At 47.6% G+C, this 22655-nt stretch carries 21 protein-coding genes; 9 read left to right on the forward strand and 12 right to left on the reverse strand.

Annotation, left to right across the window (positions count from 1 at the left end; translation table 11 throughout):
- Nucleotides 1-140 precede the first annotated feature (140 nt).
- Nucleotides 141-2054 carry a threonine--tRNA ligase gene (gene thrS / locus FGT79_RS22255; protein WP_138755039.1) on the reverse strand — a complete coding sequence of 638 codons (1914 nt, stop codon included), beginning with the start codon at nt 2052-2054 and terminating at the stop codon, nt 141-143.
- A 387-nt stretch (nt 2055-2441) separates the two neighbouring features.
- On the reverse strand, nt 2442-3224 hold the full coding sequence (locus FGT79_RS22260) for a helix-turn-helix domain-containing protein (protein ID WP_138755040.1): 783 nt from the start codon (nt 3222-3224) through the stop codon (nt 2442-2444).
- Between the two features lie 105 nt (nt 3225-3329).
- Here FGT79_RS22260 and pyk point away from each other — a divergent pair, with 105 nt between their 5' ends.
- From pyk to FGT79_RS22280, 4 genes are all read left to right on the forward strand, one after another.
- Entirely contained in the window at nt 3330-4745 is a 1416-nt protein-coding gene (gene pyk / locus FGT79_RS22265; protein ID WP_138755041.1) for a pyruvate kinase, read from the forward strand.
- A 263-nt stretch (nt 4746-5008) separates the two neighbouring features.
- Nucleotides 5009-5305: a hypothetical protein gene (locus FGT79_RS22270; protein ID WP_138755042.1), complete on the forward strand. Its 297-nt coding sequence runs from the start codon at nt 5009-5011 to the stop codon at nt 5303-5305.
- A gap of 254 nt (nt 5306-5559) precedes the next feature.
- Nucleotides 5560-5934 carry a hypothetical protein gene (locus tag FGT79_RS22275; RefSeq protein WP_138755043.1) on the forward strand — a complete coding sequence of 125 codons (375 nt, stop codon included), beginning with the start codon at nt 5560-5562 and terminating at the stop codon, nt 5932-5934.
- A gap of 141 nt (nt 5935-6075) precedes the next feature.
- A complete protein-coding gene (locus FGT79_RS22280; RefSeq protein WP_138755044.1) occupies nt 6076-6636 on the forward strand; it encodes a hypothetical protein in 561 nt (186 codons plus the stop codon).
- A gap of 128 nt (nt 6637-6764) precedes the next feature.
- Here the strand turns inward: FGT79_RS22280 and FGT79_RS22285 are convergent, their stop codons facing one another.
- The 3 genes from FGT79_RS22285 to FGT79_RS22295 all read right to left on the reverse strand — a co-directional run bounded on the left by FGT79_RS22285 (nt 6765) and on the right by FGT79_RS22295 (nt 8754).
- On the reverse strand, nt 6765-7751 hold the full coding sequence (locus FGT79_RS22285; RefSeq protein ID WP_138755045.1) for a cation diffusion facilitator family transporter: 987 nt from the start codon (nt 7749-7751) through the stop codon (nt 6765-6767).
- A gap of 95 nt (nt 7752-7846) precedes the next feature.
- A complete protein-coding gene (locus tag FGT79_RS22290) occupies nt 7847-8236 on the reverse strand; it encodes a hypothetical protein (protein WP_138755046.1) in 390 nt (129 codons plus the stop codon).
- 218 nt (nt 8237-8454) lie between these two features.
- A complete protein-coding gene (locus FGT79_RS22295; protein WP_138755047.1) occupies nt 8455-8754 on the reverse strand; it encodes a hypothetical protein in 300 nt (99 codons plus the stop codon).
- Nucleotides 8755-9208: 454 nt separating this feature from the next.
- On the opposite strand from FGT79_RS22295, the gene FGT79_RS22300 reads away from it, so the two are divergent.
- Complete coding sequence (locus tag FGT79_RS22300; RefSeq protein ID WP_246096554.1) at nt 9209-9964, forward strand: phosphodiester glycosidase family protein; 756 nt, start codon at nt 9209-9211, stop codon at nt 9962-9964.
- A gap of 36 nt (nt 9965-10000) precedes the next feature.
- Entirely contained in the window at nt 10001-11011 is a 1011-nt protein-coding gene (locus tag FGT79_RS22305) for a bifunctional glycosyltransferase family 2/GtrA family protein (RefSeq protein ID WP_138755049.1), read from the forward strand.
- 133 nt (nt 11012-11144) lie between these two features.
- Here the strand turns inward: FGT79_RS22305 and FGT79_RS22310 are convergent, their stop codons facing one another.
- The 4 genes from FGT79_RS22310 to FGT79_RS22325 all read right to left on the reverse strand — a co-directional run bounded on the left by FGT79_RS22310 (nt 11145) and on the right by FGT79_RS22325 (nt 14143).
- Nucleotides 11145-11804, reverse strand: a complete 660-nt coding sequence (locus FGT79_RS22310) for a polysaccharide deacetylase family protein (protein WP_171056373.1) — start codon at nt 11802-11804, stop codon at nt 11145-11147.
- Between the two features lie 211 nt (nt 11805-12015).
- Nucleotides 12016-12195, reverse strand: a complete 180-nt coding sequence (locus FGT79_RS22315; RefSeq protein WP_138755051.1) for a hypothetical protein — start codon at nt 12193-12195, stop codon at nt 12016-12018.
- 283 nt (nt 12196-12478) lie between these two features.
- Entirely contained in the window at nt 12479-12709 is a 231-nt protein-coding gene (locus FGT79_RS22320; RefSeq protein WP_138755052.1) for a DNA-binding protein, read from the reverse strand.
- A 126-nt stretch (nt 12710-12835) separates the two neighbouring features.
- Nucleotides 12836-14143: an ATP-binding protein gene (locus FGT79_RS22325; RefSeq protein ID WP_138755053.1), complete on the reverse strand. Its 1308-nt coding sequence runs from the start codon at nt 14141-14143 to the stop codon at nt 12836-12838.
- A gap of 167 nt (nt 14144-14310) precedes the next feature.
- Here FGT79_RS22325 and FGT79_RS22330 point away from each other — a divergent pair, with 167 nt between their 5' ends.
- From FGT79_RS22330 to hflX, 3 genes are all read left to right on the forward strand, one after another.
- Nucleotides 14311-15510 (forward strand): hypothetical protein, encoded by a 1200-nt coding sequence (locus tag FGT79_RS22330; RefSeq protein ID WP_138755054.1) that lies wholly within the window; start codon nt 14311-14313, stop codon nt 15508-15510.
- Entirely contained in the window at nt 15507-18458 is a 2952-nt protein-coding gene (locus FGT79_RS22335) for a DEAD/DEAH box helicase (protein ID WP_138755055.1), read from the forward strand. The genes FGT79_RS22330 and FGT79_RS22335 overlap by 4 nt, the downstream gene beginning before the upstream one ends.
- Before the next feature lie 472 nt (nt 18459-18930).
- A complete protein-coding gene (gene hflX, locus FGT79_RS22340; protein WP_138755056.1) occupies nt 18931-20196 on the forward strand; it encodes a GTPase HflX in 1266 nt (421 codons plus the stop codon).
- A 151-nt stretch (nt 20197-20347) separates the two neighbouring features.
- Here the strand turns inward: hflX and FGT79_RS22345 are convergent, their stop codons facing one another.
- From FGT79_RS22345 to FGT79_RS22355, 3 genes are all read right to left on the reverse strand, one after another.
- Entirely contained in the window at nt 20348-21265 is a 918-nt protein-coding gene (locus FGT79_RS22345; RefSeq protein WP_138755057.1) for an aldo/keto reductase, read from the reverse strand.
- A gap of 109 nt (nt 21266-21374) precedes the next feature.
- A complete protein-coding gene (gene msrA / locus FGT79_RS22350) occupies nt 21375-22052 on the reverse strand; it encodes a peptide-methionine (S)-S-oxide reductase MsrA (protein WP_138755058.1) in 678 nt (225 codons plus the stop codon).
- Nucleotides 22053-22169: 117 nt separating this feature from the next.
- Nucleotides 22170-22655: IMP dehydrogenase (locus FGT79_RS22355; RefSeq protein ID WP_246096555.1), on the reverse strand; the 486-nt coding region annotated here is incomplete at its 5' end.

The raw sequence follows: 22655 nt of genomic DNA on the forward strand, positions 1-22655 counted from the left end.
AGATTAAACATCGGCCTACTGTCAACGATTTATTTTCAAGTCGTATGCTAGCGCTTCCATGAATGTCCAAATAAAAAAGAGAGCGAAGCTAGGCTCGCTCTCTTCTCTATTGGTCACCTACGAGAGGCTAGTGGTAATGCTCACGACTTCACGGCTATTTCCTGTACTACCTGCTGAACGAAAGCATCAACAGGCAGCAAGCCTAAATCACCCTCGCCCCTCTTACGTACAGCAGCTGTCCCCGCATTTTTCTCATTCTCGCCGAGTACGAGCACATATGGCACCTTCTGCATGCCCGCTTCACGAATCTTGTAGCCCAGCTTCTCGTTGCGCGCATCAATCTGCGTGCGTATGCCTGATTCAGCAAGCTGTTCCTTCACTTGCAGCGCATAGTCCAAGTACTTCTCCGACACCGGCAGCAGCTTCACCTGAACGGGGGCCAGCCATAGCGGAAACGCGCCCGAGAAATGCTCTGTCAATATCCCGATAAAACGGTCAATAGATCCGTACACCGCCCGGTGAATAACGACAGGACGATGCTTCTGGTTGTCCTCTCCAATGTAGGAGAGGTCGAATTTCTCCGGCATTTGGAAGTCCAGCTGAATCGTGCCGCACTGCCAGCTGCGCTTCAAGGCATCGAGAATATGAAAGTCGATTTTGGGGCCGTAGAATGCGCCGTCTCCCTCATTCACGCGATAAGCGATATTACGGTTATCGAGCACGCTGCGCAGCGATTGCTCCGCTTCGTTCCAAAGCTTCTCTGAGCCCATCGAATCCTCTGGACGCGTCGACAGCTCAATTCTGAACTCAAAGCCAAACACTTGATAAATATGATCAATCAGCGCAATCGCTTGACCGATTTCCTCTTCAATTTGATCCGGCCGAACGAACAAGTGAGCATCATCCTGACAGAACGTACGGACGCGCATCATCCCGTTCAACGCACCCGAATATTCATGGCGGTGTACCTGCCCAAATTCCGACATGCGGATCGGCAGCTCTCTATAGGAGTGCAGACTGTTCTTGAATATGAGCATATGCCCTGGACAGTTCATCGGCTTGAGCGCATAAGGCGTATCATCAACATCAGTGAAATACATATTGTCCTTATAATGATCCCAGTGGCCCGATTGCTCCCATAGACGCCTGTTCATCATGAACGGCGTGCGCACTTCCTCATAGTCCCGCTGCCGCTGCAGTCCGCGAATCAGACTCTCGAGCTCCGTGCGGACGGTCATCCCATTTGGCAAATAGAACGGCATGCCCGGCGCTTCTTCGGAAAACATGAACAGCTCTAGATCTTTGCCGAGCCTGCGATGGTCGCGCTTCTTCGCTTCTTCCAACAGTTGCAAATGCTCATCTAGCTGTGCCTTCTTCGGAAACGATGTCCCATATATGCGCTGAAGCATCTTATTGTTAGAATCGCCGCGCCAATAAGCGCCTGCTACACTTTGCAGCTTGAATGCCTTGATCCGCCCCGTGGAAGGCAGATGCGGGCCGCGGCAAAGATCCACGAACTCGCCCTGCTCATACATCGTGATGACGACATCCGAAGGAAGGTCGCGTATGAGCTCCAGCTTCAATGGTTCCTCCTGCTCCGTGAAAAACGCAATAGACTCCTCGCGGCTCACTTCTTTGCGCGTAATAGGCAGGTTCTCCTGGGTGATCTTGCTCATCTCAGCTTCAATTGCAGCAAGCTCCTCTATCGACAACGGCTTTTCGATATCAATATCATAATAGAAGCCGTCTTCGATGACGGGACCGATCCCGAGTTTCACAGCATGCTTCCCATAAATCCGCTTGATAGCTTGTGCCATCACATGTGCAGTCGTGTGGCGATAAACCTCTAGACCGTCCGCGCTATCCAACGTAACGATCTCTAAACGAGCATCTGCCTCCAGCGGCTCGGCCAAATCGACGAGGCGCCCATCCAGCTTGCCCGCTACTGCGTTTTTCCGAAGACTCGGACTGATCGACTCCGCGATTTGTTCGACGGTCGTTCCTTGCCTATACTCCTTAACTGTTCCATTTGGTAAAGTAATGACGATACTCATTCTGCAGCCTCCGATCGAATTAGTTGAACGCAAAAAAAAACACATCTCTCCCACCAAGGGACGAGTGCGTTCAGCTCGTGGTTCCACCCTCATTCGATCTGCTGCTATTAATTATTGGCTGATGCCAAGGCAATTAGCTGAAGCAAGATCCTTATTGAGCATCCCGTAACGAGGATGAGTCGGTGTTATTTACAACCGCCAAATAAACAGCGGGTTCAATCACACGGCTGCAAAGGGGTAATTACGCAATCGGTCACTGGGGAGGCTCTCAGCAATCGCCTCTCTCTCTGGACAGCCCGCACCGCGAATCATGTCTTTGGTCATAGCCTATTTATGCATAAAATATAATCCTAACCTGAGTTGCTGTCAACTACATAAGTCGCCGCGCTACTCTGTTAAAGTGCGCTCATGCAGGAAATCCGATGGTGATCTCCCTGTGCTGCGCTTGAAGATACGATAGAAATAGGAGACATCGTTATAGCCCAAATAATCGGCGATTTCACTAATCATCAGCTGCGATTCCGTCAGCATGTAGACGGCTGTTTTCATACGCTGATGATGAACATATTCACTAATCGTTTGATTGGTGACGGCCTTGAACAAGCTGGCCGCGTAATTAGGCGTTGTATGGATGACATCACCCAGCTCTTCCTTCGTTACGCGCTCCCTGTAATGGGAGGATATATACTGCTTCATGCTGTCTACGCGGCGATGCTTCTCAGGTGGAATCGCGCCTTTGTCCTGCTCCTGGTTGATAAAGATCAGCGCCTCCGTCAGCAGTGCCACCGCCATCATTTCAAAGTAGGCAGGGCGCTCCTTGAATTGCATGAGAACAGCTCTAAGCCTCTCCTGAACTACCTCAAAGCAGCCCAGCTTGCGCTGCAAAGGCTCCTCAAGCTGGAGAAGCGGCAGCGCGCAATCTGACTTCGTCTTTCGAAAGTTGATGACGTATTTAGTATGAACGAGCGTTGGAATGCTTTTACCATAGTAAGAGATATGCCCGGGGATAAGCAGAAGATCCCCTTTCTCTAGGATAATCTTTTCCTCGTTCACCCAATATACACATTTGCCGTAGGTGACCAACAGCAAGTGAAAGGTCAGCCTTCGCTGCTCCCCCTCCTCGTACCAATCCACGCCGTTATCCTGATGAACATCCGAAATTGACAGCATCCTAACCGCCCCTTTTCGCTGTACTATTGTATATCTATTGTACTATAGTTCTTATTACGTTTCGAGTTTCCGCGTTACAATGAAAAAAACGAGGAGGCCTACAACATGCTAAAAACAAAAATTATTTGTACAATGGGTCCCGCTTGCGACTCCGTTTCGACAATTAAAGAAATGATCCAAGCAGGAATGACCGTTGGCAGACTGAATATGGCTCACGGCGAATTAGAAGATCATGTTATGCGAATGAACAATATCCGGCAAGCTGCGCGCGAGCTGAACACATTCGTGCCGATCATGATGGATATTAAAGGTCCAGAAGTTCGGATTGGCAAGCTGAAAGAAGCTTCATGCGAGCTGGTTATTGGTGAGCAAATCGCACTAACGACAGAAGATGTGCTAGGTGATGCGAAGCGTCTGCCTGTTAACTATAATGAGCTTCCACTTGTCGTGAAGGCTGGAGATCGCATCCTAATCGACGACGGACTTGTCGATCTTACCGTGCTTTCGGTAGAAGGTACGGAGATTAACTGCCTAATCGTCAGCGGCGGTACGCTTAAACCGCGTAAAGGCGTCAATCTTCCTGGTATCAAGACGACATTACCCGGCGTAACCGAGCGCGATGTCGTTCATATTCATTTCGGCATTAAGCATAACATCGAGATCATTGCAGCATCCTTCGTGCGCAAAGCAGAGGATATTCTGGAAATCCGCAATATTCTAGAGGAAGCAAACGCAGGCCATGTCCAAATCATCTCCAAAATCGAAAACGAGGAAGGCATGCTGAATCTAGATGCCATCATCGAAGCTTCCGACGGCATTATGGTTGCCCGCGGCGATCTTGGCGTAGAGGTGCCTATCGAGGATGTGCCTATGATGCAGCGTGAAATGATCAACAAATGTAACCTTGTCGGCAAGCCGGTTATTGTTGCCACTCACATGCTGGAGTCGATGCAGGTTAACCCGCGTCCGACCAGAGCTGAAGTTAGTGACGTAGCGAACGCGGTTATTCAAGGCGCAGACGTTGTCATGCTATCAGGCGAGACAGCTGCCGGCAAATATCCGATTCCTTCCGTTCGCACCATGGCTTCTATTGCAAAAAAAGCGGAATCGATGATCGACTACAAAGAGCAGTTTGAAAAAAGAAGAGCACAGCAAAGCACGAACATCACTGAAGTTATCAGCCAAGGTGTCGTCAGCTCCTCGCTTGAGCTGAATGCTAGAGCAATTCTAACATCGACAGAGAGCGGTTTTACCGCGCGCATGGTTTCCAAATATCGCCCAAGCGCGCCAATTATCGCAATTACCCAGCATGACCATGTGCTTCCGAAAATTTGTCTACTCTCCGGTGTTATACCGGTGAAGGGCGATGCTGTTAAAACGACCGACGAAATGTTCGAATCTGCGACGCGCAACGCCAAGCTGACCGGCCTTATCGACACGGGCGATATCATTGTACTATCTGCAGGCGTGCCAATCGGCCAAGCAGGCGCAACCAACCTGATTAAAGTGACGCAGGTTTAGGATTTCCTCTTTATCGCTAAAGCTGGGTCGTTCCAAGACGATCCAGCTTTTTTGTATAAAAAGTGCTAAAATAGCAGACATTCAAGGTGAAACGGCTGTCCCCGTCCTTTGGCGGCGCAGCGCGTTTCAGTCTGAGAAATATAAGCGGAGTATACGGTGAAACTTATACTTTCTTATAGTTCAAGAAGCTTTCACAATATGGATGCTCTCTCGTGACTTTTGGAGCATATGATTAAGATATAGAAAGCTTAGGAGGAATGGATATGAAAAAAGAACATACCGTCCATTTTAAAGTGATGCATGGAACGGAAACCAAGCTGCTGACCGGCCTTATCTTTTTGGAAGAGAATACGAAGCCGACCCATGAGGATTATGCAGCATGCTTAAAGCAGTGCGGGCATGATGTACATATACACAACCAAGAGCAATTTATATTCCGCTCCAATGATCCGAATAACGACTATCTCATTGATGTGCTTGAGAATTACAAAAGAAACGACAAGGATTTGCAGGCTGACCACTTGGCTCAAAGCTTCGTGAAAAGAACACCTTTCCTGTAATTCAAGGTGAAACGGCTGTCCCCGTCCTTTGGCGGTGCATTGCATTTCATTCTCAGAAATAGAGAGAAAGGATGGCGCAAACCTATCCGTTCCTATATTTCAACGAAAACAGTAGCTAAAGTACCTATTCACGACTAAGACCTTGGAAATATTTTCATAATGGTGACGTTGTGCTATGCTTTCCATAGCTTGTGCGGAATGTAAACGTACAGCAAAACGTCATTTCATTTATGTTCCTTGAAAGTTGGTGAATCATGAGTACACCCGAGAGCATTATTATCGTTGTCGTTATTCTTATTACATTTCCTCTACTCTTGCTCGCCTACATGGTCATTCGGCAATCGTTCCAGGCTAATAGGGAAATCAAACATATCTTAAAGAATGGCGTGCCTTATGATGCGACCGTCAGCTCTATTCGGCAAACCAATTCGGAGATTAACGGGCATCCTGAAGTATTTATCGGTTTAACGATTCCAAGAGAGCATGCCGAGCCGCATCGCACGATTATTAAAACCGTCATCTATATGGTCAATATTCCGCAGTATCAGCCTGGACGCAAGGTAAAGGTCAAGGTGCTGGAGCTGGATGGGAAAATTAAAGTCGCGCTTGAAGGCGCGCATGTATTCTAAGTGCTAAGACATGAAGAAAGAGCGCCCAAGCAGGCGCTCTTTCTTATTTGTTCTTTCTATTAACACTCTCTTTATAATCGCCTTAACAATACCGATAATAGTTATGGTCGGAAATTATTGTAAACAGAGGAGAGTATTAGCATGTCCAAATGGGGAAGAACGAGCTTAATCATCATTTTATGCATGGTCACGATGGTTGTATTCGTAGGTTGCGGAAAAGAGAAGACAGAAGAGGAGAAAATGCAGGAGCAGTTAGAGCAAGCTTTCAAGGATGCGGGGATACAGCTCGATGATCTGTCTCAGTCAGATGAAAAGCCTACTGTAGAATCAGAATTAAAGGAAGTTGACAACTTCGTCATCGGGAAAATTTGGAATGATGGGCTTGTTAACGTCAGTCACTATGCCGGCAGTGGAACTGATGCAACGGGAGATACCATGGATATTGACTTCATGATCCAGCAGCTTGGCAAGGCGATGGAAGAGAAAGCAGAATACGATACTTATATCCAGGGATTAGATTCAAAGTATGATGAAGTGAAACAATTATGGACGAAGGTTTCGGGCGAGATTGATACCTTATATAAACAACTTCAAAATAATCCACCGAATGCTACTGACGAAGATTACGAGTTTGATACCGGATTGTTTCAACAGTACAGTGATGCTTTCTCGGAAGAAGTAGACGCTCTAAACCAAAAATAATAAACAACGTAAGCTTATTAAATAAATTTGCATCCATAAGATAACCTATCTGATAAAAATCAAACCCAGTACCGCGCAGGTACTGGGTTTGTTGAAGAAATAACCCTGTTTCATAAACCTAGATTGGACTAACGCATATCGATCGGCAACCAGCTTCTTACACCGTCATCTTCAATAATACCAAGCGTAGCATCCGTAATGTCGGAATCCTGCAGCAGCTTGTCTCGAACCTTGAACTTGATATCATCAGCATCAGCAAGCGATAAGCCCGCCTTCAGCTCCATTAGCGCTTCCACATGATAGTAGCGTCCTTCTTGCAAAATTCGCATCTGGTAGATATCGATTACAAGCGGTTCTGAGAAAATAATCTGCGATACTTTGTCCGCTACCTCCTTGGGTGCGGAGACACCGATCAAGCCAATCATATTGTCATAGCCTACTCGGAAGGCAACACCTACCATCAGCAATCCAATCAGTATCGTAACAAGGCCGTCCATCCGGTCGAAGGTTGTGAAATAGACGACGATGACAGCAATCATGGCGAGCAATGCCCCTGTAACCGCAACAATATCCTCGTAAAAAACCAATCTGGTAGCAGGAGCAGAGCGCCCTACGTTTTTGAAAGCAGCAGGAGCAATCCCGAAGCCCTTCGCCTCCACCTTCGCTTCATGCAAAATTTCTTTCATCGCTTTCAAGAGGATGAAGCCGTCTATCACTACATTTATGATTAGAACGCCTATGTTAAGCCAAATTCCTTCGCTATCAGCGGGATGGTTGAACAAATGCCAGCCCTCATGAATTGTTTCATACGCCATGATCGTAACGACGATAACGGCAATCATGCAAAATATGTTGATGACTCGGCCAAAGCCCGTCGGGAAGCGCGGTGTCGGTCGCTTCTCCGACAGGATGCTTCCAACAAATACAAAGCCTTGATTGATTGCATCCGCTAAGGAATGCATAGCCGAAGCGAACATAGCCCCACTGCCGCTGAAGGCTGCTGCAAAAGCTTTAATCGCAGCAATAATCGCATTGCCGATCATGGCGATAGCAGAAGACTTATTGCCCTTCTTGATTAGCTCCCATAACCCCTGGCGCTCCACTTTAGATTCCATATTGTCCTCCCGCGGCAACTTTTTTATTGTTACCTTACCACCATTAGCCAGATTTGATTCAGGCCATCCTAGGAGAACGGTAATGTGTTTGCACTTTACTTCTTTGTGAGCCTTATAGCAAGTGAAATGCCTTCGACCACCAACCCTAAAATAAAGCCTGCCGCTATCGCCTCTAGAAACACAAGGAAACTGATTAAATCCTCCCAGCCTGTCATGTTGCGCGAATAGAAGGCCATTAGGATCAAACCAATTAGGGTGCCCAAATTAGAAAATAGCCAAAGCTTTCTTGCGCCTAACCAGCCCAAAAAGCTAAATAAAAAGGATAATCCAACAGCGAGCACCATGAAACGAAAAGCATGCATGCCCGTGAACGGCTGACCCAAAATGAGAAAACGAATGATCCATAACAAAATACTGAACAGCAGCGAGGATGCTCCAGCCAGTAGCCACCACCCCGAACTTCTTACTCTAGGAATCCAGCTCATTCGAATGAACCCCTCTCCAAAATCTGTTTATGTACTAAACGAATACAGCGCTTACTTTGTTTCAATATTCTGTTTATAGGCGATTACCATTCAGTTGTGATTATATCACTCAGGAAATATGAAATATAGAAGATACAATTCTCTGCCATCAAAAAGAGCTGAACGGAAGAATCTCTTCCGTTCAGCTCTTTTCCTACCTATTCAATAACCATCGGTCTTTACTCTACGCCGTCTTTAAAGTTTTTATCGTAGTTTTTATCGCCTTTGTGCTCAAGATCATTAAGCGTCTTCTCCAGCGTCAACACGATCGATTCCTTCACCTGCGAAAGCGTTTCATAGAATAGAGCCTCTTCCGCGCCAACGATCTTAACACCGCTAATCGCCTGAATCGACTGGAATTTCCGATGATGATCAGCTAGATCATCAATGGCTTGAAGCGTATGTACGCTTTGAAGAAACAAATCCTTGTGATGTTGGTTGGCTAGTCTGCTCTCTAGCTGCTGCATTCTTGCATTCATGGGCACTATTCCCTTCAAATACGCGTAGTTATGAGGCTTTGGATACAACTTCTTTCACCCATTGTACAATCATTTACTACGTAAAAACAACCATGATCATGATTACAAATCAGTCTATCCCTCTAAGCTAAATCGCATTCAGTAAACGCTCAGTCCCGCTTCATATGCGCTTAACGTAATCATACGACAATTACCCTATTCCAATAAAGCCATACGCAGCAGATGGAAACTACTTCATCCCTTATCACATTCACAGGAGCTGATCATCATCGTACATCTATCGAAACGAAAAAAGATAACGCTTATTACCGCTACGCTTCTGCTCATAATCGGCGGCGTTCTATATGCACTCGCTAACCGATATCTGATCGAGCATATTGAAGTTCAAATTACTGCTCAATCGACTCCAGCCATTCAATCAAATAATGAGGAGAGCGCAAGTCAATCCGAAACGGTGGAGCAGGATGACTGGAATTACAGCAGCGCGGACACAAGCATACACATCGAGAAGGTAGAAACCGGCTCCGGCGAAGATAAAATCACATACTTTGTCGCGGATGTCCAATTGACGCAAGCAAGCTTGCTGCAATCTGCTTTTGCCAAAAACGCGTTTGGACGCAACATTACAGAAAACACATCCACAATTGCCGACGCCAATAATGCCATATTAGCCATCAACGGTGATTATTACGGATTCCGCAGTGATGGCGTTATCATCCGCAACGGCACTATATATCGGGATGAACCTGTCCGTGACGCGCTAGCTCTCTTATCCGACGGCACAATGAGATCCTACAACGAGGAACAGGTCTCATCCTCCGAGCTGCTCGCAATGGGCGTTACCCAAACTTATTCGTTCGGCCCGACTCTCGTAGCGGATGGGGAAATTACAGACGATTTCGACAAGGTGGTCATTGATACCAATTTCGGGAACCGCTCGATTCAAGGCTCAAACCCACGAACGGGCATTGGGATGATTGCCCCTAATCACTATGTTTTCGTTGTCGTAGACGGACGCAAGGATAACTACAGCAAAGGCATGACCTTAACCGAATTCGCACAAGTGTTCAAGGAGCTTGGTGCAACGGAGGCTTATAACCTGGATGGCGGAGGCTCCTCCACTATGTATTTCATGGGACGTGTCGTAAATAATCCGCAAGGTCGTCAGCAAGAGCGCGGGGTAAGCGACATCCTTTACATCGCCCAATAACGAACAAGAATAACGCTAACAAGGAGGCTGCCAGCGGTGAATCTATTAATTCCTTCATATGAGCCGGATGAGAGGCTGATCATACTCATCAAACAGCTAAGGGAGCATGGCACCTTCCCCATCGTTATTGTCGATGACGGCAGCGGCCCAGCTTACCGTCACTTATTCAGCTCAGCAAGAGAACTAGGCTGTACAATCATCACACATACCAGCAACCAAGGGAAGGGGCATGCCCTGAAGTCAGGCTTTCATTATTTCAAGAATAAGGGAATTACCGATGGCATCGTATGTGCTGACAGTGATGGTCAACATCTCCCTCGTGATATTATGAAAATTGCCGCCAGTCTGCAAGAGCATACACAGCATATCGTGCTCGGCTGCCGCCATTTCACAGGCAAGGTACCTCTGCGCAGCCGTTTCGGTAATACAGCTACACGGCTCGTCTATACGCTAGCTACAGGCCACAAAGTCGTGGATACGCAGACCGGACTGCGCGGCTATTCTGCCGACATGCTGGACTGGCTGTGCCGAGTTCCAGGCGAACGCTTCGAGTATGAGATGAATCTGCTGCTCGAAGCGCCTGCTGCCGGATATACATTCCATCAGGTCTCGATCGACACGGTTTATCTTAATCATAATCAATCATCGCATTTCCGGCCTATTGCCGACTCTACTAGAATCTATGCGCCATTTCTCAAATTCAGCGCCAATTCCATTACCTCGGCGGCCATAGATTACTTGCTGCTGGCACTTATCCATTTGTTCAGTTCGAGTCTACTGCTGGCTGTACTTGGAGCAAGGCTTGCAAGCTCGATATTTAACTATTCCATGAACAAAAGATTTGTATTCGCGACGGAAAGAAAATCCGCCATCCATACCTCGATGACCAAATATTTCACGCTAGTCCTGCTTATTATTGTGCTGAATTATGGCTTGATGTATTTCTTTAATGAAAGGCTGGGCATACAGCTACTCGTCGCAAAGCTGCTTACTGAGGGGACATTGTTCCTCTTCAGCTACTGGGCGCAGCGGAAATTTGTGTACTGAGATGAGCAATGGCTCAGAAAGAATGAAGCAGGATCATCTTTATATTTCTAGAAAAAAACAAAAAGCGGGCACAGTCAATCGCGATAATATATTCGTCGCGATGAGCTGTGCCCGCTTTATAGGAGAACCGATTTTAAACGACAATGCTGACCTGACCCCATCCTTCGGGAAAAGTAACCGTCATTTCTTTCGCTAAAAGACGATCCAGAACAATCATAAATGGTTCAAATGCAATCCAATCATGGATATGAATAACTTCGTTGCCTGTTCTGGCTTCGACTAATGAATCGCCTTCCTTACCCAAATCGAATGTATCAAGCGTGCTCAACACATGTATTCCCCGCTTCATGCTCCATTCATCCTGCTCAGCATATTGAATCTGCTCAAAGGAAGGCTGCTCATACCCAAGCTGCTCGAGCATAAGCTGGATGCCGGCGAAATGCTCATGTCTCGATTCCTCCTCTGTATAGGGGAATCGAAAAAGCTTTGCTGGCCTTATGGCATCCGCTTGAGCGTAGAGCCCTTCAATCACCTGATCTGTCCGCTCCACCTGCCTTCTCGCATCCTCCAAAGATAAGGAGGAGAAATCAGCATGATCATAGCTTCGATTCCCAATCATATGCCCAGTCCGAATGGCGTGCACCGCTGCATCCGAGAATTTCTCCAGCGCTTCACCCAAACAAAACCAAATCGCTCGTATGCCTCTAACATTCAAATAGTCAACCTTCTGCATAAATTCCTCGGCTGGACCTTCGTCAATCGTAAGGTAAGCCGCTCTTTCCACCGCTAACATAACAAAGAACCTCCGTCTAATTTTGTTGCCTACATCAATCATTTTATTATACCCCATAATAAAGATTTTGTTTGGTTATACGGTGAATGACTTATTTGAAATTCAGCGGCACCGATATTGAACGTAGTGTTATACGGAAAAACAGGCGTTCACAACAGCCTCTTGTTCGACTGTTGTAAACGCTTGTTTATGAAACCTTCACCACTATTCGTTAGGGCTGCTTCCTGGCAGCGTTCATTTCATTCTCATTCTGGTGCCATTCCTTCAGCATGCTCTGATAGAAGCTGCTCTCCTGCGCGCTTAGCCCTTGCTTGTTGTCCTTAACGATTAAATGTCCGATATTGCGCTTCAAAATAATACTCCGACGTCCTAACATGTCCATATAAGTCAATGAAATTCACCCTCCAGCTTATGTTTTCCAATCGGTCCATTTAAGTATATCGAATACGAAACTCATTGAAAACCAGCATGAGAACGCGCTACTTCCAATATTTCCGTCTAAGACTGGCTGAGTGAAAGCCACTCCTGCCCGTTCGGAAACATCCTGCCATATCCTCTAGATAACGGCATGATCACAGGACTACGGCAAGTAGATTACCCATCTACTCTTCTTGAGCAAGTGTACATACAAAAAACCACAGTCTCCGTGAAGGGACTGTGGTTCATCGTAAAGGTTAAGCTTTGCCTAAGATCTCATCTATTTCGCTTTTCAGTAATAGATATCTGTGGACGCTGCGGTTAATCGCAACCTTGGTCAGGTTATGCTTTAGCACGTATACCTTCATTTGATCCTTTGTCATGCCGAGTAGATCGCCAGCTTCGGTAACTGTCAATACTTCCTGCTTGCTCGTTGCATTAAACGTTTTTTTTACCTTTTGATCCCAGTCTTCAAATACTACCTGCATATTTCCGACTCCTTTATCATAGTCAATGATCTTTATTGACTGCACATTTTAATTATAACACGAACAGCCGCATAATCTTGCCTTGATCGAAAAATTATGGAAATGAATTAGAATAAGAGCAAATGTCTAATTCGCCTTTGGGAAAACAAGCTGAAACTCCGTTCCTTGCCCTAGCTCGCTTTTTATCGTAATTTTCCCGTTCATCTTCTTGATAATGCCGAACGAAACCATAATGCCAAGCCCCGTCCCTTTCTCCTTCGTGGAATAATAAGGTGTACCCAGTCTCCTAATCTGCTCAGATGACATACCGCTGCCGTTATCACTTACGATGACCCAAGCCTGATGCTCATTAATGGTCGTCTTCAGCTCCAATAAGCCGCCCCCTGGCATCGCCTCGATCGCATTTTTGCCTATATTAATCAGTGCCTGCCTGAACTTATAACGATCCCCTTGAATAAGGAAAGCTTGCTCTTCCTCTGTCTCCACTTGGATTTGAATATTATTGTAATTCGCATAAGTCATAAGTACATTCGCCAAATGGTGTATTTCCTTGTGGATATCAATTGCCTCAATAACCTCTGGGTCCGGCTTAGCAAGGGCAAGATAATCCGCAATAATCACCTCAGCTCGTTCCAGTTCCTCAAAACAAATCTTCTGATAGAGAATTTTCTTCTCCACGTCAAGCTCTGCTGTCGCAAAAAGCTGAATAAATCCTTTTATCGTCGTCAAGGGATTCCTAATCTCATGTGCCACCGAAGCAGCCATATCTCCGACGATCTTCATCTTCTCGCTTCTTATGATTTCCTCTTGCATCTGAAAAAATGTATGCAGCATCTCGATGACATAGACGCATAAGCCAGCAATAACTCCCTGCAGGATATACGTTTGTACCGTTGCCCAGGGCTTGTTGGCCAACAGTTCCAAATGCCCGGTCCAAGAAAGAAATACAGTAAAGGCCAGCAGCTTGATTAGCGTACAATATAAAACCGCAACTGATATTTTGCGGGTCAGAGTCAAAGTGCTGTAGCGCTTATATAAAAAGAGAAAAACAATAAAGCTCGGAGCCAGCGACATCGCATAAATCCAGTCATGAGGACTACCGCTGAAATATCGGTATAGGAAAAGGGTTATGTATAAAAAGACTGACACCTGAAAGCCTCCGAATAAAGAACCAATAGCCAGAGGGATCGATCGGAAATCATATTGCAGACCGTTCAGATTAATGGGGAACGACATCGTCGTAACGATAGCTAATGCGAAGAGGATAAATATATTAAATCGAAACGCATGAATATTATTTTTAATTTTATAGATATATGGGTAGAAAACAAGTGGAGAACAAATAATGAATATATTCAGCAGAAGATCCTTTACATAGTCCATCCGAATGGCCCCCACCGATTGGTTTAATTGCTTTACCCTCTGCCGTATCATGAATGTACATATTCTCCATAATATAACATAAACCACGCTGTGAGCGACATGAAATAATAGAAATTCACCCCGATCGACAGCAATGAAATCTAAGAGAGCATTCCCCCGATAAATGCTATAATAAGCTGATTCCTCAATAGATCTTAACCTTATAGGAGACCTTCCTTATGAAAACAATCGATACGATGAATTTAACGGAGTGGCATACCGCCTTTCAAGCCTGCACGAGTGCCTTGTCCGATCATATCCACAACCTAGATTTCATAAAAGCTGCACTTCATGTCATTCTACCCATTAAACCTAAGCTGTTGCCGAAGGAAGAGCGTATATTCGAGCTGCACGCCCACCTTCATGTTCTTATACTGCTTGTGAATATATCGCCGACTCAAGCGCTCAGGCATGGAACCTTCATTGGTTTCCATACTTATTCAGCAATTACCGAGATGCAGCAATTGATTGACAGTATCCTTCAGCCTTCTGATGCCGACTCTGGGGAGAACTATCCGCAGCTGTTCGATGATTCAGTTGCCTTCATACGCAAGCTAATGCTGCTAGAGTCTGGTGAGAGAGCTTACTTCTCCCATGTTTATTTCCGTGTTTGGCAATATTGGTTGCCATCGGATCAGCACGCTGCAGCCATGTACGCCAAGGAGCTTGAGCTGCTGCAAGTCATATCGGATAAGCCTAAGTCCGAGGAGTCCCGCTATCCGTGCCTGGTAGCTCAGGCATGGATGAACAGCTTGCTGCATCGCGATAGTGAAGCAATATCGCAGTTTGACAAGTTAAATAGCAGCCTACAGCTCCGCCCTGCCGATTTAATCCTGCCACTGAGTGCAATTAGCAGTGCTGCGGAATGGGAGCGATTATTAGAATGGCTTATTAAGGCCACTACGTGGATGCAAGGTAAGCGGCTGAACAGCCTTGAACTATTTTATACTTACTGGGATCAAGCCATCCTGCATATTCCTAGTGCTGAGCAGCAAATGTGGGAGCCGCTCTTCCAGCTCTCGCCATCCCTATATGAAAAAAAACTACTCGTTCACGGTAAATGGAAACTGTGGATAGACTTCCAGATCAGCATGGGAACCGATCCTTTCCAATATAAGGTCAGCGTCTTCGCTCCTATTGAGAAAAATGCCCCAGAGCTGCTGCTGCCCTTCTATCATCAGGCCGTCGAATCCTATGTGCTGCTCAAAAACAGAGGCGGTTATAAAATAGCGGTCAAGCTGTTGAAGCGGCTCGCCAAGCTGTACAAGAAACTAAAAAATGAGCCGCGGTGGGAAGCCTATATTGTTGCCTTCGCCTCACGGTATAGCAGGCTTAGGGCTCTGCAAGAGGAGCTTAGGAAAGGAAAGTTGATTACATGAGCATAGCTATGAAAGCCATATCCGTTCAGGTTAATTTGACGACCCACGGCGATGCACTCCTATATGGCGTTGACGACAGGAATGATTATTTGAGCGGCATTAGCCTGAAGCATCGCCTGTTCGCGTGGCACGAGCAATCCTTCTATGGCACAGAACTTGAAATTCAACTGGTGCAGGGAGTGGACCTGATCCTCCTTCCTGCTGAGCAGGTTATCCCATTTTTTGCTGAGAACAACACGCTTGCACATATTGCATGGACGTGGGGAGATCACGCGCAATCGCTAGCCAAGCTTGCTCCCTTGCTGGCCGCGGAAATCCAAGCTTGGCGTTATATGCCCAGCTTCTCCGCCTTCCGCTCAGGGAAGCTCCAATGGACATGGGACAACCCTTCGCTGCACAAGCAGATAGTAGCTGAGCTGCCTGCTGATCAGGACGATTCTGGCTTGCTTGATGGTCTGCACGCTGCCTTCTCCGCGGCGGTGTTCGATTCCTGCTATAGCAGCGAAACCGAATCAGCCGATCTGCGAAGGGAATATCCGCTGCTCTTCGACAAGAATCATGCATCCGCTGCCGGATTAGACGCTCAGGCTTGGCTCATCGCGATTGGCTGGAAAGCCGATCAGGCGCTCTTCCGTCCGATGCTGCAGCTCATTGAACCGCAGGATGTACTGGATCCTTGGCAATTGAAACTTATATTGCAGGACAAGCTCGATCCTGCGGTACTCGTACCAGTCAAGCTTTCCGCTTCTGGCGAAGCGTTTGGTTCATGGCCCGCGACTTGGTCAGCTGCCGTGCAAGAACGGTCAGCCGGATGGCTGGATCAGCTGCGCGCCTGCTTGTCCAGCGAACGGTTCGCGGGTCCGCCTGAGGATGTGCTGCAAGCGCCGCTCGGGAATGATGCTGCATGGCGCTTTCTAGCTGTCGACAGCCCGCGGCTGCTTGCTGCCGGCTGGCAGGTGCTGCTTCCTGCATGGTGGGAGGCAGCCAGCCGCAAGAAGCCTAAGCTGCGAGCCAAGATTAGCTCACGTACGGAGAGCAGCGGGGAATCGTTATTCGGACTAGATACACTGATCGACTTTGACTGGCGTATTGCCATCGGAGAAACGAGCCTCACCGAATCGGAGTTTAATGAGCTGGTAGACCGCAACGAGAGACTCGTGCGTTTCCGAGGACAGTGGATCTCGCTCGACCCTGCCCTCCTCGCTCAAATTCGCAAAGCCATGGCAGGCATCGACCGCTCTCAGGGGTTATCCTTTCAAGATGTGCTGCAGCTTCACCTGCTGGGAAGCAGCGACGATTCGGAGGAGAATCAAGAAGAGCAAGACACGGAGCAAGCACAGCGTATCCAACTGGAGGTCGAGCTGAACGAGCATCTCATGCGGCTCGTCAGCCAGCTCAGCCAGCGCTCGGAATGGCCGCTCCTTCCTGTACCGTCAGGGCTTAAGGCCGAGCTTCGAGCCTATCAGCATGAAGGCTTCGCTTGGCTCTCCTTCCTAAGACGATTCGGGCTAGGCGCCTGCCTTGCTGACGATATGGGTCTTGGCAAGACCATCCAGCTTATCGCTTATCTCTTGCACTTAAAAGAAAGCAACGCTCAAGCGAAGGAAAGATCGCCTGCGCTCATTATTTGTCCTACCTCTGTTCTTGGGAATTGGCAGAAGGAGATCAGCCGCTTTGCTCCCATGCTTCATGTCCAGCTTCATTATGGCAGCAAGCGCTTGGAAGGGGCAGCGTTTCTTGAAGAAATCCAGCAAGCCGATGTTATATTAACCTCGTTCGCAACAGCAACACTCGATCAGGAGCTGCTGCAGAAGCATACTTGGGCTGCTATTTGCTTGGACGAGGCTCAAAATATTAAAAATGCACAAACCAAACAATCTGCCGCTGTCCGAAGCTTAACTTCTCAGCACCGCATTGCTATGACCGGAACGCCAATCGAGAACAGACTGTCTGAGCTTTGGTCAATATATGATTTCATGAACCCTGGCTTCCTAGGAACCGCTCACGGCTTCCAGCAGCGGTTTGGCAATCCAATCGAGAAGGAGCATGACAAGACTAGAACAGCTGATTTGCAGAAGCTTGTTAAGCCCTTCATGCTTCGCCGTAAGAAGAAGGACCCGGCTATCCAGCTCGATTTGCCTGATAAGAACGAAATGAAAACCTACATCCATTTAACAGCAGAGCAAGGCGCATTGTATAACCAAACCGTCAACCAGCTCATGGATCGGATGCAGAAGCTTGAGGGGATCGAGCGGAAAGGCGCTATACTCTCCGCGATCATGCAGCTTAAACAAATATGCGATCATCCCGTGCTATTGACGAAGGAACCCGTTCCGGGAGTTACTGTCGCGAATGAGGATGAGCAGCGTGTAAGCGACGAACTGATCAATCGCTCCGCCAAGCTCGAGCGGTTGCTAGCGATGGTGCGGGAACTGCGGGATGAAGGGGAACGCTGTCTCATATTCACGCAGTATATCGGCATGGGGCAATTGCTTCAAGCCGTGCTCGCACAAGAGCTGCAAGAGCCTGTTCTGTATTTGAACGGCAGCACGACGAAGCTTGCTCGCGACCGTATGATCGATCAATTCCAGTCGACCTCTCTTCCTGTGGAAGAGCAGCCTAATGTGTTCATTCTATCCATCAAAGCCGGAGGAGTCGGACTAAATCTAACCGCAGCGAACCATGTCTTCCACTTTGATCGCTGGTGGAATCCTGCAGTGGAGAACCAAGCGACCGACCGCGCCTATCGTATGGGACAAAGTCGGGATGTGCAGGTGCATAAGTTTATCTCGCTCGGTACACTGGAGGAGCGGATCGATGAAATGCTGGAGAACAAGCAGCAGCTTAGCGAGAATGTTATTTCCAGCTCCGAGGGCTGGATAACGGAGCTCTCCACGGAAGCGCTGAAGGAACTCTTTACGCTCAGGCAGGATTGGAGTCAAACATAAAGCCTTCCTTGCGACTTGCCGCGAGAAGCGTTATTGTGCTACACTGGTGCTACTTTAAACGAACGGAGGGTTACATGTGATAGACTTTATCCGAGTTAGGTCTTTGCGCAGCTGCTAATTGAATAGCGCCAAAGCTCTGCCTGTGTGCAGAGGACTCAGGATAGGTCTGCCATTTTGAAGGTAACCCATAGATTGAACGAATACGACGGCGGGATCAACAGGTTCCCTTGCCACGTATTTACCTTTAGAACGGAAACTTCATAAGTGTATAGAGTTGAACGTTAGCGGCTATAGTAGAGGATAAGCTTTTTGCCTTCATAGCGCTTCCGCTTTCTATATCTTGGGAGGACTATCGATCCACAAGCGCCGGGAATGTAGTTCCTTGCGGCTGATTCTGATTTCCTCTTACCTGACACAGGCAGCGCTGCCTGTGTTTTTTGTTTTCTAACTAACTTTAAGAGGATGATGAATAATGGAACAAACGAATCAAAAAGCGATTATCGTCGGCGTCGAGCTTCAGAACCAAACCGACTTTGCCTATTCCATGGAAGAGCTACGTAACCTCGCAGCGGCCAACAATATCGAGGTCGTAGATGAGCTCAGCCAGAAGGCAGCGCGCATCAACCCTACACACTATATCGGCACCGGTAAAATTCAGGAACTGCTTGCGCTGCTTGATGGGCATGATGCCCATGTCGTTATATTTAATAATGAGCTGTCCCATTCCCAGATTCGCAATCTGGAAGCCGCTTTGGAGCGAACAGTTATAGACCGCACTATACTCATTCTGGATATCTTCGCCGAGCGCGCCAAAACAAGAGAAGCCCAGCTTCAGGTTGAAGTTGCCCGGCTCCAATACATGCTGCCTCGACTCGTCGGGCTGCGTGCCTCACTTGGCCGTCAGGGCGGCGGAGCTGGTCTCAAGAATAAAGGAGCAGGTGAAACGAAGCTCGAGCTCGACCGTCGCCGGATCGAAGAACGAATAACGGCTTTGCAGGCTGAACTGGATAAGCTCGTCGCAAGACGTCAGATCCAGCGTAAGCAGCGGCAGAAGAATGAGATGCCGGTCGTCTGTCTCGTCGGCTATACGAATACAGGCAAATCCAGCTTAATGAACGCATTGCTGGAGAAATTCAATCCGGAGACGACGAAGCAGGTATTCGCCAAGGATATGCTGTTCGCAACGCTTGAGACATCCGTTCGAAGCATCGACATGCCTGACAACAAGTCTTTCCTGCTTACGGATACAGTCGGCTTCGTCAGCCAGCTTCCCCATCATCTTGTCAAAGCGTTCCGCTCGACCTTGGAGGAAGTAACCGAAGCGGATCTGCTCGTGCATGTCGTGGATTACGCCCATGATGAGTATGAGCAGAACGTGGCGGTAACGAATGAGACGCTGAAAGAACTGCGAGCCTACGATATTCCAACGATCTATGCTTACAACAAGTGCGATTTGACACAGCATGCCTATCCCGCTGTGAAGGATAACAACGTCTACCTGTCGGCGAGAGAAAAAAGCGGCCTAGATGAGCTGATACAGGTTATCCGCGACCATATTTTTGACGATTATATGAAATGCGAGCTGCTCATTCCGTTTAGCCAAGGGCGCCTTGTCGCTTATTTCAACGAGCATGCTCATGTGGAAGCAACGGAATATGAAGCAGAAGGTACCCGAATGAAGCTGGAATGCCGCGTATCTGATTTCGAGAAACATCGTCAGCATGTTACTGTGCTTTAGAAGAGAGATAAGCTCTATCGTTCAATAGCTGCGGTACATCTTATTCATCCATAGCATCGCTGATAGCTTCCTAAAAAGAGCTGCCTCCCACAAGATGGAAGGCAGCTCTTTCGTGTACTCATTTCGTCTCTTGATCCGTATCCTTACGCTGCTAGCTAACATCCTGCGGGTGCGGCTCGATAATAAGCTCAGTTGCTCTCGCATTCGCTTCAACCTGCTCCGGGTCCTTGCAGCCAGGAATGACTGCAGTTACAGCAGGATGCTTTAAGCACCATGCGAGCGCCCAGCTAGCCATCGCCACCCCTTGAGGAACCTCTTCGCGCTGAATATGCTCCACTTCAAGCAGCTTCAGCCGCGTGCTCTCCTTGTCATGCCGATGCCGCACGTCCGTATCGCCGAACACGGCGCCTGGCTTGTACTTCCCGCTCAGATAGCCGCTCGCGAGCGGCACACGTGCAAGTACTCCTAGATCCTGCTCTATGCAGGATGGGAATACCCGTTCCTCCGGTGCGCGATCAAGTCGGTTATATACAACCTGAATGGCAGCAGCGTTCGCCCTGGAGGAAGCTTCTGTTTGATGCAGATTGTCATTACTGCCGATAGAAGTCCCTAGAAAACGGATTTTCCCAGCTGTTATTTGCTTATCCAATGCCGTCCAAAGCTCATCATTATCGAAGGCTTGATCCGGGCCCGAATGGAATTGATAAAGATCAATATAATCTGTTTTCAGCGCTTTGAGTGAGGCATCCAGCTGCGCTACTACGCCCTGTGCGTCGAATGAATCCGTCCGTGAGAAACGTTCATGGAAATGATGTCCGAACTTCGTTGCCAGTATCCAATCCTCACGTTTGCGACGGCTGATATAATCTCCGATAAGCGACTCAGAGAGATGATCCCCGTAGCATTCCGCAGTATCAATCAGATTGATACCGAGCTCTTGACCCTTATCGAGAATGGCATCCGCCTCCTCCTGCGTATATTCTCTGCCCCATTCACCTCCGAATTGCCAAGTACCGAGGCCGATAACGGATACTTGTAAACCTGTTTTGCCTAGTCTCCGATATTTCATGATCAACACTCCTTCCGATTACGTTATGGCTTGTCTCTCTCATTCTAACCTTCGTATATGCAAATAGGAAATAACTCCATTTCCAAATAATTGTCCAGCCCCATATGACCTACCACTTTATCTCTTTTATACATGCAATCAAACGTTCCTGATTGCTCGGTTCCATACGCCAATTCCTGACTTCCATCACAATACGCTCCATATTGGTATATCCCTTAGCCAAGCCGTTCAGTCTGGCAGCTAAAGTGCTGTTTTGGAGCTCAGCTTGTGACCCGAACAAATTGTCCAGCTTGTCCATCGCGTCTTGAAATCTTTTGAGGTAGTACTTCTGATGCCGATCCTCTGCCAGGTGGAAAGCTGAGGCTGGAACGATCTCTGTTGCCGGCTCGCTCTTGCCAAGTGCTTCTCGCTTCCGCAATATGCGATTAATCTCAGCCTTATGTCCCTCATTCGAATAAAACAATAATGACTGGTATTGCCGTCCCTTGTATTCATTAATATTCACAGGGTTATGATTATTCCAGAAGACTTCCAATAGCTCACCAAAGCTGATGATAGCCGGATCGAAAGTGATTTGCACCGTTTCCGTATGATCACCCATTTGCCGATAAGTCGGTTCGGGGGCTGTTCCGCCCGCATAACCGGTACAGGTACGAACGACACCAGGAAGGTGGCCGAACAGGGCTTCCGGGCTCCAAAAGCAGCCCATGCCAAACGTGGCAAGCTCTGCACCAATTAATAATGATCCCGGCTGACATGATCTTGTTAATTCATCACTACCGCTCATTACGCACTTCCATTCTAATAGGGATCCGTTTCTTTATTATACTGCTAAAAAAGCAGGGGCTATCCCATAAGGTCCACGACCTTTGAGACAACCCCTGCTTCACTGATTTAGAAATGATTACTCCGCGATATAATCTTTCGCAACACGAGTGCTTTCTTGCTTTCCATCTTTTGTAATCGTTACATACACTTTGCCTGCAGCTACTGAAAGTTGCGTGATACTCACGTTAACGGATGTTTTACCATCCCCTACTGTAGCTGTACCAACAACCGATCCATTTGTTGCTACAGTGTATACATTCACGACATCACCTGCAACTAGACCTGTTACTCTCACGATATCAGGGTCACCATCGTTGTTCAATACGACAATGTTAGCCGCCGCTACTGGAGCAGTAATTTCAGTTTCATAGGCTTTAACTGTTCTTGTGCTCTCTAGCTGGCCTGCTTTTTTCACGCTTACGTACACGCTGCCTGCTGCTGCACCAAGCTGTTCAATCGTTACCGTTGCTGTTGTGGCACCTGTGCCAACTGTTGCTGTTCCAATTGCTGTGCCGCCTGTTGCTGCTTTGTAGACATTGACTACGTCGCCTTCTACTAGACC

This window comes from Paenibacillus sinopodophylli, assembly GCF_005930355.1.
GTDB classification, from domain to species: domain Bacteria; phylum Bacillota; class Bacilli; order Paenibacillales; family Paenibacillaceae; genus Pristimantibacillus; species Pristimantibacillus sinopodophylli.